This window comes from Pseudoalteromonas sp. TAB23 (assembly GCF_000498075.1).
Taxonomy (GTDB): Bacteria; Pseudomonadota; Gammaproteobacteria; order Enterobacterales; family Alteromonadaceae; genus Pseudoalteromonas; species Pseudoalteromonas arctica.
Genome location: NZ_AUTP01000057.1, coordinates 1 through 12,646, shown reverse-complemented (window position 1 = coordinate 12,646; position 12,646 = coordinate 1). Strand labels below are relative to the sequence as shown.

Here is a 12,646-nt window from a genome sequence, read left to right as displayed (position 1 = left end):
CAGCCGATGTATCGGTAGGGTTGCTTGGTGCGACGACTTTAGGAGCTTCTTCTTTTTGGGTTGTTACTTGTTTTGCTATTACGGTTGCTTCGTCGGCTTGCTTACTGACCGTGTTTTGTACCGCCTTAGCTTGCTTTTCTCTTACTATAACTGGATTTACATCTTGGTTATTTGCTATTGCGATCTTTTTATCTGTTTTTTGCTCGTCGTTTGTTACCAAGCTTGTTAAACCGTCTTGTGGTGAACGTTTCTTTCTGATTACTTTTATTTTTGGTTTTGAACTAACGTGCGCGCCGCTTTCGTCGTTTTTTAGTTCTTTTAACTGCGCTTTGCGGTATTTTTCTCGCAGTATTTCAAACTCATTAAAACGTGTTCTTTTCTCTTTTAATGCATAGGCTTCGTTACTGCTAGAGTAAGTTTGTAAAATAGTGCTGGAAATTTTTTCAGCCTCTTCTATTCTGCCCATTCTGTTTTTTACAAGGTAGCTAAGCATTAATGCGCGAGAAGATACTCGACCTGTGCTTTCGTAGCGTTTTAAAAGTTCACTGGCTTTGTATAAGTCACTTTTTGCGTAATACAGCGCTGCTAAACTAATTAACGTAGATGTACGCTGAGAGCTGTGATTAAGTGCCTGTTGAAAATAACTTTCTGCATTTTCGAAATCATCAAATTCAATAGCACACAAGGCTAAATTTTCGTAACTTTCGGCAACGCGAATATAACTTGGTACTTCAATGGCTTTTAAAAATTGATCAGTTGCACGATCGTATTCATCAATGCCACATAAAAACACGCCGTAGTTATTAAGCGTATTAGGGTCGTCAGGCTTTATTTCGAGTGCTTTTTGGTAGGCTTTATCAGCTAGCGGGTTTTCGCCTACTTGTTGATAGTAATAAGCAAGAGAGTAATGTACTTCAGGCAGGTCAGGAGCAAATGCAGCTGCACGTTCTAAATTGTATTTGGCTTGAGAGTTATTACCCGTTTTTAAATACTGTAAGGCTAAAGCAATTCGTGTTCGTGCTGCGCCAGTATTATTAATTTTATTTTCGACGACGGGCTTATTACTGCCGTTATAACTACTTTCGCTAACACAGCCACTTAAGGCAAGTGTTGATAGTGTTATAGCAAGTATAGATCGCATTACCTTATCTCTTTATTTTTAGTCCATGGCGCCTATCTTACCTAAAACCTTTGTTGTTGCATCATTTATTTAAAAATAAACAACTTAACCACCCTACATGACTAATTCACATAGGGTGGTTACAGATTATGCTTGGTGGATATTAACGCTAATTGCGTTATCGTCACGCATTTTCTTTTTAGCTAAACGTTTAGTACGGTCAACTACATCACCTACTAACTGTCCGCAAGCAGCGTCAATATCGTCACCGCGAGTACGACGCACAATACAGGTAACGCCTGCTGCTTGTAATACTTTTGAAAAACGGTCAATACGGCTATTGCTTGAGCGCGTGTATTCATTACCCGGGAACGGGTTAAACGGAATAAGGTTGACCTTACAAGGTGTGCCTTTTAACGTTTGCACTAATGCATGCGCCTGATCGGTGCTGTCGTTAATACCGTTAAGCATCACGTATTCAACCGTTACATCTTTATTTGCTTTTGAGCCATCGATATAACGACGACACGAGGCTAAAAATTCTTCAATAGGGTACTTTTTATTAACTGGCACTAAAATGTCACGCAGTGCGTTATCGGGTGCGTGAAGTGAAATAGCCAGTGCTACGTCAATTTTCTCTTTTAGTAAATCAAGTGCAGGTACAACGCCTGAAGTACTTAATGTTACGCGGCGCTTAGATAAACCAAAGCCCCAATCGTCCATCATTAGTTCCATTGCTGGCACTACGTTTTTAAGATTAAGTAAAGGCTCGCCCATACCCATCATTACAACGTTAGTTACAGGGCGCTTTTCGCTATGGCCATCAAGGCCTATATCTTTAGCTACACGCCAAACTTGACCAATAATTTCAGATACTTTTAAGTTACGGTTAAAGCCTTGTTGAGCAGTAGAACAAAAAGTACATTCAAGAGCACAACCCACTTGTGATGATACACATAACGTAGCGCGCTCTTTTTCAGGGATCCAAACGGCTTCTACTTCTTGGCCGCCTTCCAGAATAAGTGCGTACTTAATAGTACCGTCGCTTGCTTGTTGGCGCACAGTGATTTCTGGCGCTACAATTTCGCACTCAGCTTTAAGTTTTTCTTTAAGCTTTTTGTTTACGTTGCTCATATCGTCGAAGTTATCTACGCCAAAATGATAAATCCATTTCATCACCTGGTCACTACGAAACGGCTTTTCACCGAACGATGCAAATAGCTCGCGCATTGCTTCTCGGTTTAAATCTAATAAGTTAATCTTTTTTTGCTCGGTCATGAAACAACCTCAATCGGTGACGGTGGAGATAAAATTTACGAGGACGAATTGTACACAATTCACTCACTTTAATCATTAAGTAAAACATCATGAGTTTCTGATTAATACTTTACGTAATGACTAAAAAAGGGCCCGAAAGCCCTTTTCAATATGTTAACGAATTCGAATTAACGAGTACGTGAACAAAGCTCTTCGTCAGCGAAGAAGTACGCGATTTCGCGAGCAGCAGATTCAACAGCGTCAGAACCGTGAACAGCATTTTCGTCGATGCTATCAGCGTAGTCTGCACGTAAAGTACCAGCTAGTGCTTCAGCAGGGTTAGTAGCACCCATGATTTCACGGTTTTTAAGAACAGCGTTTTCGCCTTCAAGAACTGTAACCATTACTGGACCAGATGTCATGAAAGATACTAAAGCACCGAAGAAAGGACGTTCGCTATGTTCAGCGTAGAAACCTTCAGCTTTCTCTTGTGAAAGGTGAACCATTTTAGCTGCAACGATTTTAAGGCCAGCAGATTCGAAACGGTTGTAGATAGCGCCAATGTGGTTTTTAGCAACTGCATCAGGTTTTACGATTGAAAAAGTACGTTCTAAAGCCATCTTTATGCTCCAATAATTTTAAGTAAAAGTGTGAATATTAACGGGCGCGAATTATACGCGTTTTAAGTGAAAAATCCTAATTTTATTAAAAACCAGTTTGGTTGCCGTTTTGTGATCTCGATCAAATACAAATTATTGACCGCATTTATACTGCCGCGCTTCTGTTTACTTATTTGTTAATGACTAATCTGAATTCTGCTTGGGATAGATTTATTTTTCAGAGTTTAGGTTAACTACTTATGCAACTGGCTTGAACCCAGTTTGATGTATGGAGCGCACATGTCACCCGTTATTTCTTCAATGCCTTTTATTCCTGAATTATTATGCCCTGCAGGCAGTTTAAAAAACATGCGCTACGCTTTCGCTTATGGAGCTGATGCGGTTTATGCGGGGCAGCCTCGTTATAGTTTGCGTGTGCGTAATAATGAGTTTGACCTAGACACTCTGCAAGTCGGCATTAGTGAAGCCCATGCGCAAAATAAAAAGTTTTATGTGGTGTCTAATATTGCGCCGCATAATGCCAAAGTTAAATCGTATTTACGTGATATAGAACCGGTTATTGTGATGAAACCCGATGCGCTGATTATGTCAGACCCTGGTTTGATTATGCTTGTTCGTGAAAAATGGCCAGCCATGCCTATTCACTTATCAGTACAGGCGAATGCGGTAAATTACGCGAGTGTACAATTTTGGGCAAAGCAGGGAATTGAACGCGTTATTTTATCGCGGGAGCTGTCGCTCGAAGAAATAACCGAAATACGCACACTCTGCCCAGACACCGAACTTGAAGTATTTGTACATGGCGCACTGTGTATGGCGTATTCGGGGCGTTGTTTGCTCTCTGGTTACATAAATAAGCGCGATCCAAATCAAGGCACGTGTACTAATGCATGTCGTTGGGATTACGATGTAAAACCTGGTGTTGAGAACGAAACCGGCGAAATGGTGCATAAAATTGACCCCAAACAGGTGATTCCTACACTGGGTGAAGGCGCGCCAAGTAACGATGTATTTATGCTAGAGGAACAAGGCCGCCCTGGTGAGTACATGCCTGCATTCGAGGATGAGCACGGCACCTATATTATGAACTCAAAAGATTTACGCGCTGTGCAATACGTAGAGCAGTTAACAAAAATGGGTGTACATAGTTTAAAAATAGAAGGGCGTACTAAGTCATTTTATTATGTAGCGCGCACAGCACAAGTTTATCGCAAAGCAATAGACGACGCAGCTTCGGGTAAACCATTTGATACTAACTTATTTAAAACACTCGAAAATCTAGCACATCGTGGTTATACCGAAGGCTTTTTAAAACGCCATGCCCATCAAGATTATCAAAATTATGAATACGGTCATTCGGTATCAACTAAGCAGCAATTTGTGGGAGAAGTACTTGAGCGCTGCGAAAATGGATTAGTTGAAATAGACGTTAAAAATAAATTTTGTACAGGTCACTCCTTAGAGCTTATGACACCACAAGGTAACATTACTTTTAAGCTTGAATATATGGAAAACAAAAAGGGGGAAACTATTAGCGATGCTAAAGGCTCTGGTCACATTGTAAAAATACCGCTAAATGAAGGCATTAACTTAGCGCATGCTATTTTAATGCGTAATCTTGAGGAACACCAAGATACTCGTAATCCATTTAAACAAGCTGTTTAGCTACAGCTGAATATAGTTTTTTCAAAAAACTCGGGGTTATAAAAACCCCGAGTTTGCGACTTTATTTAAAATAATATTAATTATTTTTCAAGTTGCTTTAGCTTATCTCTTCGCTCTTTACGTTTTTGTTTTAATGTTTTGCTTGCATGTTTTTTAGGTTTTTCTTTACTCATTACAAATAACTCCAATTAAATATATAAAATTAATAAATAAAAATTGAAATAATTTACTCTATATTTCCTCCTTAATATTAATGGCTATTATTTCCCAAAGGTGGGATTCCCCAGCTTCTTTATATTCAATAATATGATTTATTTTATGCCCTAAAAGAGCGACCCCAAGAGGAGAGTGAAATGATACGTCACTAATAAAGTGCCTTCGTTGGTTTGGAGTCACTAAAGTTATACGGCGCTTAAAACCGGTGGTTATATTTTTAATAACCACCGTGCTATTAATTTGTACATGCGGATTGAATTTTGACCAAGGCCGCTGTGAATACTCGACTTCTTGTAGTAAATACGCAAGCTTCAGCGGTTGTAATAGTACCGCTGCGTCTGTGAAGTCATTTTTAGACAGGAAAGGTTTTTTACGCTCGAACAGAAAAGAAAGCACGGACTAATCCCCACAAAAACTAAATCGAATTTAAATATATAAAGGTACAGTGTAACTGCCGAGTGTAAGGGTTACACTCGGCTTAAATTCCGAAGGTGGTATTTGTTTTTAGCAGGTATGTGATTAAAGTAAACATATTATCCTTTTTGTTTAAATCAATCATATTGAGTTTAAAAATAAAGTCAATTGAGTTTTAGGTTAAAAATATATTGGCGATAAAATGACAGTTTAAAACTGTTTTTTTATGTTTTTATAAATTCGTTTTTTTCACTAAATTGTTGTTATTTCTGTGTGTTAGTTGCTCACTATGTGATTGAAGCTAAGCGACTAAATAGTTAAGTGCTATTTATGGGATCTATAGTGCCACTTATGCCTGTTTATAATATTTATAGATTAAATATACTGGTGTTGTTGTTTATTAAAGTGTAATTGTGTGGCTAGTATTTTATTATGTGAAGCCTAAGCTGCTTATTTTATAGAGTAGAAGCTAGGTATCGGGTAACGCTCTTGTAGTGGCTAGGTGCTTTACTGTTGAACCTTTATGTAATAGTTATTCCATTCAACAATGTTAAATAACCACTTTTTATTCGGGTTTATCAAAGTAAATTATAAAGGGTCTCACTTATATGTGGATAATTTTTGCATTACTCGCCACTGTTTTTTTTGGTGCGCGAGGAATAATGTACCAATGGACGTCACAAAAAAAGATTAATCGTAATCTATTATTATTCGGTGTTTTTTTTGTGGGATTTATAATTAGTGCGCTAGGTACTGTGGTGTTTTAGCACACATGGTACGGCTGGGCTGATATTACGGTTGGGCTCGCTTTAGGTTTTGGATCTTTTGCGGCTAATGGGTTTTTGCACAAAGGGTTTTCGGTTGGGAAAGCGTCTTTAATTAGCATCCTGTCGGGGTTAACGCCTTTATTTGTACTTTTATTTGCCTTTTTATTATGGCAAGAAACCTTAACTGTTATTCAATTAATCGGCTTTTTTATTATTTTTGGCGGCCTTTATATTATTCGCTACTCTAGCGATATCTCATTAAGTAATTTACAAGGCGCGCAATGGGGATTACTCGCGGCACTGTCCTTTGCATTTAATGATTTAATGGGTAAGCAATCAACGCTTCTTGAGGCGGATACGTTTGCAACTTTAACGTCTATGTTTGGTTTTAGTAGCTTTCTTTTTGCCGTTAGTTGGTTAGTAAAGCGTAAAAAAATGCTAGCAGAGCAAGGCTCTTCTCAAGCGTATTGGTCTGCCGGTAAAACATTTTCGTGCGGGTTACTTATTGGTTTAACTAATGTGGCTGGCATGGTTGCAATAATATCGGCTTTTGCTATTGGTAATACAGGGCTAGTTTCAGCGATTTCAGGTATGAATATTTTAATTATTTTGTTGTACTCACGCATCATTCTAAAAGAGTCTTTTACACGGCAAGAAGTTATAGGATTAACAACGGCATTTTTAGGTGTAATCGTACTAAGGCTTAGTTTTTAAAAGATGAATTAGCTTAATTACTTTGCTGTGAAAAGCCTACACTGCTACATTTTAGTAAAGTGTTGCAGTGCATGCTCTATAAGTAATCGCACTCGATAAGGGATTTGTTTTCTGTCGCGATAAAGCATAGAAAATGGCTGCCCTTTACTTTGCCAGTCAGGAAGAATGTGTTTAAGCTTTCCGGCTTCAATAAGTGGTAATGCTATATAATCAGGAATGTAGCTAATACCTACGCCAGACTCAACGGCTTGTTTCATCATTTGAATTTGATCAACTTCCAATCGAACATGTGTGTTTGGGTTGAAGCTATATTCCTCGTTCGTGTGCTGATTTTTTAATTGCCACGGTACCAACCCAACGCACGTAATTTTTGGTTGCTCTTCTAATTGCTTAGGATGAGTGATGGATTGATAATCATGATTTAAGTGAGTACATAATATATTGTGAGTAAGCTTAAGCTCCCTAATAACCCAATTATCAATGGCAGGATTTCTTACTCTAAACGCTATATCAATCCCTTCTTTTTCAATATCAATAAGGTTATTTGAAAAGCGTAAATCTAGTTGAATATCGGGATACTGCAGTAAAAAATCACAAAAAATAGCACTTAAAAAATGTTTACCCATGTAAATGGGTGCACAGATCCTAATTTTCCCTTTAGGTTGGTCTTTCTCATCACAAAGTGCTTGCTCTATACACTCTACTTCATCAAACAGTTTACGATAGCGATCGTAATATAATTCGCCAGTATGCGTAAGTGTAACTCGATGGGCATCTCGATTTAGTAACGTTAATTGCAGAGCTTGCTCTAATAAACGTATTCTACGGCTTAAAGTTGATAGTGACATATCAAGGCTTATTGATGCTTTTTTAAAGCTACCAAGTTTTACTATGGTGCAAAAGTAACGTAAATCATCGAGAGAATAATTAGCTGCCATCAGAACTACTTTATTGTTTAGGATGTAGACAATATTAACAGCGACGCTTTAAAATTTCATTAGAGAAGCCAGAAGTTTTTATTGATAAAGATCAACAAAGAAAAAGTCAATAAAATGCATAATCTAACGCTGTTAATCATATAATTTAAAATAAAGCAGTAAATGCTCTATTTTTTCATTTTTTGTTTTATAGGACTTTAATTAGAAAGGCTAAAAAGTGGCTCTACTCATAAATAGTAAATGCATTAACTGCGATATGTGTGACCCAGAGTGCCCTAATGAGGCTATTTATATGGGCGCGAAGATATACCAAATAGATGCTAATAAATGTACTGAGTGTGTAGGGCATTATGATAAACCTACTTGTGTAAGTGTTTGCCCTATTGACTGTATAAAGCCCGATCCTAATAAGCGTGAAAGTTTAGATGAGCTGGCTGATAAGTTTGTGCTGTTAACTAACTTATAACTTGTTCAGGTATTTTGCTAAGCCGCTTTTTACTATTGGCTAAAAACTATCTACATTACTTATTTAGCTTGTAGCTAAAGTCCGCTGTCATGCATTTTTAGTTTCAATCAAATTTTATTACCTTCATTAATTATCAATTATATTGTGTTACCTTAAGGCTTTATAAACTCAAGTATTAATCTAAGTTTTAGATTGCATTCTATAGGAGTCTATTTTGCATATAGGTATTAACGCTATTCAGGCTGTATCTTCAAAACAAGCAATATTTATTAATGATGAGTGCCGAGTATTTGTAATTGGCGATCTTGATGGTGATTTACCTGCCTTAAAAAACGCACTTAATAACGTAAATTTTAACCCTGAAAGAGATACTTTGTTTTGCCTAGGCGACTTTGTTGATCGCGGGGATAAAACATATGACTTATTTACACACTTACAAGCCATTAGGGCATGTATGATATTAGGTAATCATGAGCATTTAATGTTGGAATCATTATTAAGTAATGATAAAGCGGCTTTTAAATTATGGACTGACAATGGTGGCAATTGGCACAAGTCGGTATCGAGTGAAAAGCTCAATGTTATGTGCGATGAGTTACTAACTAAACCTCTTTCAATTGTACTTGAATATCGCGGTTATAAAGTTGGGTTGTCTCATACATTTGCACAATCGTGGGATTGGGAAAATTACCCTGATGATAAATCGGTGATTGTGCAATCTTTATTGTGGGATCGCGAAGTAGTTAAACAAAATAAGGTAGTTAAAAGTCATGGAGTCGACTTTTCAATACATGGACATAACTCAACTAAAGCACCTTTTTGGGTGGGTAATAGTTATCATATAGATACCAATTATTATGGTGGAAAGCCGACATTACTCGAGCTTTCAGAGGTTATTGCTACACTTGAAAAGTCATCTGTTCTTTAGGGTTTTCTACTTTTTAAATATCATTCGGCAGCTTTGCTTTTTAAAATGTAAGCTGCTGACTACCACACCTAATTATCCCCTTTGTTTTTTCTATACACTCTATGATTTATGCACCGTAATTATTTTATTAAGCTATTAAATACAACAAAGCCGCTCTTAGTTTATTAATTGAGAGCGGCTTTGATGTGTGGGCTGGGTTTTAACTTTCATTTAATAGGTATAAATACAGTTAAAAGAGGATCCACTCGATTTTATATTGTTGGTTAACAAACGGTTAAGTTTGGCTGTGTAGAATTGGGAACAATTTTGCCACTACGTGAATAATTTGCGTAAAAGGACTAACTTCTCGCTTTAGTTTTATGAGCAGATTTAAATGGAACAACCTCTCACATGATATTAGCAAGTATATACCCTTTCCCTTTTTCAACGTTTTGTAAGTCATCACTTTATGTATCAATTTTTTCTGCTTTGGGTTCTGCGTGTGCTTTTGCAGCGCAAGAAAACGAAAACTCGCAGCACACAAAAGATATGGAAGTAATAGAAGTACGTGGCATCCGTTCAAGTATGGCCGAGAACTTAGATGTAAAACGTATGTCTGGCTCTGTGGTTGATGCAATTACCGCGGAAGACATTGGAAAATTCCCTGATAAAAACGTAGCAGACTCTCTTCAGCGCGTACCCGGTGTGGTAATTGAGCGTGACGGCGGGGAAGGTTCATCAGTCAGTATTCGTGGTTTATCGTCAGAACTTACCTTTACACAGCTTAATGGTAATTTTATTGCGTCTTCTCCGGGAGAGCCTTCGCGTTCGTTTGATTATGCTTTGTTACCGTCTTCGATGATTGAAAGTGTGGAGGTTTATAAATCGCCAGAGGCACGCTTAGATGAAGGAGGGGTTGGTGGTACTGTATTAATGCATAGCCGAAAGCCTTTGAGTATGGATGCAAACTCGGGTGTATTTAATGTAGAGAGTACTTACGCTGATGTTACAAAAGAGTACGAACCACAGTTTACGGGTTTATATTCATGGAAAAACGACGACGAAGACTTTGCTGTATTAGTTGGCTATACGTATCAGGAGCGAACAAACAGGACACTTTCGGGCGGAACTGATGCAAATGTATGGCGCTACACTGGCGGTGGACAACCTACAGATATAAACGGTAACGCAGTTGATAACAATAATGGTTGGGATACTATTAATGATGCAGGTGGTAATAGTTACGATGGTGTTTGGTTTCCACAAGTTGTGCGAGGTTCAGTTCTTAACGAAAAACGTGAGCGCGAAGGAATTCAATTTAGTACGCAATGGCGACCAACAAATCGTTTAGAGCTAGGATTTAATTACTTTGGCTTTACACTCGGCCAAGACAGAACAGAATCTGTGATTGATATACCTGAGTGGTCTTTAAATTCTGATTTTTTAACTGATGTAAATCTTGATGAGTCGAGAACTATTGTTACTGGTATGCAATACGATGCGATGGCAAGCGGTATTGAAAGTGATATGCAGTTTCCGTGGATGCGCGGCATTTATGTACGTGAAGAATCCACATCCGATACCTTTGATTTTAATTTAACTTATGAAGACGATAATTTTAAAGCGCGTTTTGTCGTGGGTAATACAAAATCAGAAGGGGGGCCGGAAGAAAGCTGGGAAGCTGCATATAAAAGTTCAAACGCGGGCGAAAACGCCACTGCTATTCAAAATGCTGCTCAAATGGCAGGCTGGTCACTCAACCAAAATAATGTATCACTTAATATTGACCCTAATACACTAGCTAACTTGCAAAGTGGAATTGGAGGCGGTCGTGATGCGGGCTCTTCAAACTCAAGTTTTGTACGCAGTGAGTTAGAAGAAGATTATTACCAAGCTGATGTGGATTTTTATGTTGATTGGGGCTTTTTAAAAACAATTAGAACCGGTGTCAAATATCGTAACTCCACGCTTCATCGTGAAACTGGCAATACCTTCTTTTTAGATCCTAATTTTGATATAGCTGCAGGCGAAGCAAGCGAGCAAGGTATTACGCGTTTTGATAGCTACCAGTGGAATGGTGGAATGCCATTAGCTCAAAATGTATTTACAAGTGAGAGTAATATAGTAGGGGGTTTTGATATAAACCAAATGCCAAGTATCGACTGGGATAAATATCGCGATATGGTTACTACTAGCTATGTACCTTATACACGTATTGAAGATAACTTTGTTTACGACATTGAAGAAAAAATATTTGCTTTTTATATTCAAGGCGATTTTGAGTTTAGTGAAGTAAGAGGTAATTTGGGCGTGCGTGTTGTGCAAACAAAAACACTTACTTCATCTACTGACTTATATACCTACCAATTAGATCACACAAATGATGAAACAGGCGAGCCAGTTAAGGGTGATGCACGCTCAGTAGAAGACTATCAATTAGTCACTCAGCAAAACGAAGACACTCAAATACTACCAAGCTTTAATATAGCGTGGGATGCAACTGACGATTTAGTTATTCGTGGGGCAATAGCAAAAGTAATGTCTCGTCCTGATTACAGCGATTTAGGTGCGCAGCAGCGTATTACGTTCGTATCGGATGAATGGGCAAATGATAGAGCTGCATTTAATGAACAGCCAGGTTTTAGCGGTAGTGGTGGTAATAAAAACTTGAAGCCATTTGAATCGGTGCAAGCTGATTTATCTATTGAGTATTATTATGCAAAGGGTTCTGCGGTTGGATTGGCACTTTTTCATAAGAAAGTAGATAACTTTGTTGTGCCACTGGTAATTGATGTAGAGCAAAACTTTGCCGGTAAAAATAATATAGTAGATGCCGGTATTATCAATATAGCTCCGTATAGCACTGTAGGTAATGGTACAGATGCAATATCTAAAGGCGCGGAAGTATTTATTCAGCATGCGTTTGATAATGGTTTTGGTTTTTACGCAAACTACACTTATAACAAAACTAACAAAGCAGATGTAACCGTAAATGGTAAAGAGTTTGGTCAATCGGCATTAATAGGCAGTGCAAAGTATCAGTAAAACACCTCTGTTTATTATGAAGGTGACGCTTTTAATGTGCGAGCTTCATATAACAAACGAGGGGAGACAGTATTAGGCATTAATAGTGGGTTAAATGTATATCAAGATCCATACGAACAGGTTGATGTTAATGCATCGGTTAATTTGTATGAAGGGCTAAGCTTAACAGCTGCTGTTATTAATTTAACTAAGTCGGAATCGGTAACGCGTTTAGGTGATGATACAGATGCACGATTACTTAACTCAAGCTATTCAGGACGACGCTATTACGCAGGCTTTAATTATAGTTTTTAATTAACGGCATACGTAATACTTTATTAAACGCCAACTAAAAAATGTAGTTGGCTTAGCCTAACAGCACCTAATATTGTAGTTTTATCTATACAGATAGTTTAACTGCTCATATGTTGGTTGTTTAATAGGCAGAAAAAGCTCTGCAGCCCTTTATTTGTATAGCTTTCATACTAAATTCATTTAATTGTCAAAAAGCTGAAATAAAACATTGACCCCCGCTCGA

9 protein-coding genes and 1 pseudogene are annotated in these 12,646 nt (G+C 37.9%); 5 read left to right on the top strand and 5 right to left on the bottom strand.

Annotated elements, in window-relative coordinates:
* From pilW to ndk, 3 genes are all read right to left on the bottom strand, one after another.
* Positions 1–1,141, bottom strand: a 1,141-nt coding sequence (gene pilW, locus L654_RS0101485) for a type IV pilus biogenesis/stability protein PilW (RefSeq protein ID WP_024607034.1), incomplete at its 3' end; no start/stop codon positions are given.
* 126 nt (positions 1,142–1,267) lie between these two features.
* A complete protein-coding gene (locus tag L654_RS0101480; RefSeq protein ID WP_007583420.1) occupies positions 1,268–2,398 on the bottom strand; it encodes a bifunctional tRNA (adenosine(37)-C2)-methyltransferase TrmG/ribosomal RNA large subunit methyltransferase RlmN in 1,131 nt (376 codons plus the stop codon).
* 167 nt (positions 2,399–2,565) lie between these two features.
* Positions 2,566–2,997 (bottom strand): nucleoside-diphosphate kinase, encoded by a 432-nt coding sequence (gene ndk / locus L654_RS0101475; RefSeq protein WP_007377442.1) that lies wholly within the window; start codon positions 2,995–2,997, stop codon positions 2,566–2,568.
* 279 nt (positions 2,998–3,276) lie between these two features.
* Between ndk and yegQ the strand changes: the two genes are divergently transcribed.
* Positions 3,277–4,662, top strand: a complete 1,386-nt coding sequence (gene yegQ, locus L654_RS0101470) for a tRNA 5-hydroxyuridine modification protein YegQ (RefSeq protein ID WP_024607033.1) — start codon at positions 3,277–3,279, stop codon at positions 4,660–4,662.
* A 231-nt stretch (positions 4,663–4,893) separates the two neighbouring features.
* Here the strand turns inward: yegQ and L654_RS0101460 are convergent, their stop codons facing one another.
* On the bottom strand, positions 4,894–5,274 hold the full coding sequence (locus L654_RS0101460) for a GreA/GreB family elongation factor (protein ID WP_024592992.1): 381 nt from the start codon (positions 5,272–5,274) through the stop codon (positions 4,894–4,896).
* Positions 5,275–6,083: 809 nt separating this feature from the next.
* On the opposite strand from L654_RS0101460, the gene L654_RS01000000125325 reads away from it, so the two are divergent.
* The gene (locus L654_RS01000000125325) at positions 6,084–6,773 is read left to right on the top strand and encodes an EamA family transporter (protein WP_225305698.1); all 690 of its coding nucleotides are present in this window, start codon (positions 6,084–6,086) and stop codon (positions 6,771–6,773) included.
* A 44-nt stretch (positions 6,774–6,817) separates the two neighbouring features.
* Here L654_RS01000000125325 and L654_RS0101450 read toward each other — a convergent pair whose 3' ends face one another.
* Entirely contained in the window at positions 6,818–7,711 is an 894-nt protein-coding gene (locus L654_RS0101450) for a LysR family transcriptional regulator (protein ID WP_024607032.1), read from the bottom strand.
* A gap of 217 nt (positions 7,712–7,928) precedes the next feature.
* On the opposite strand from L654_RS0101450, the gene L654_RS0101445 reads away from it, so the two are divergent.
* The 3 genes and pseudogenes from L654_RS0101445 to L654_RS01000000125320 all read left to right on the top strand — a co-directional run bounded on the left by L654_RS0101445 (position 7,929) and on the right by L654_RS01000000125320 (position 12,423).
* Complete coding sequence (locus L654_RS0101445; RefSeq protein ID WP_010554958.1) at positions 7,929–8,177, top strand: YfhL family 4Fe-4S dicluster ferredoxin; 249 nt, start codon at positions 7,929–7,931, stop codon at positions 8,175–8,177.
* A 214-nt stretch (positions 8,178–8,391) separates the two neighbouring features.
* Complete coding sequence (locus L654_RS0101440; RefSeq protein ID WP_024607031.1) at positions 8,392–9,105, top strand: metallophosphoesterase; 714 nt, start codon at positions 8,392–8,394, stop codon at positions 9,103–9,105.
* A 390-nt stretch (positions 9,106–9,495) separates the two neighbouring features.
* A pseudogene (locus L654_RS01000000125320) lies at positions 9,496–12,423 on the top strand (TonB-dependent receptor).
* Positions 12,424–12,646 lie beyond the last annotated feature (223 nt).

Coding starts and splice junctions, on each gene's coding strand:
- ndk (WP_007377442.1), bottom strand. CDS start 2,997: ATGGCTTTAGAACGTACTTTTTCAATCGTAAAACCTGATGCAGTTGCT.
- L654_RS0101480 (WP_007583420.1), bottom strand. CDS start 2,398: ATGACCGAGCAAAAAAAGATTAACTTATTAGATTTAAACCGAGAAGCA.
- yegQ (WP_024607033.1), top strand. CDS start 3,277: ATGTCACCCGTTATTTCTTCAATGCCTTTTATTCCTGAATTATTATGC.
- L654_RS0101450 (WP_024607032.1), bottom strand. CDS start 7,711: ATGGCAGCTAATTATTCTCTCGATGATTTACGTTACTTTTGCACCATA.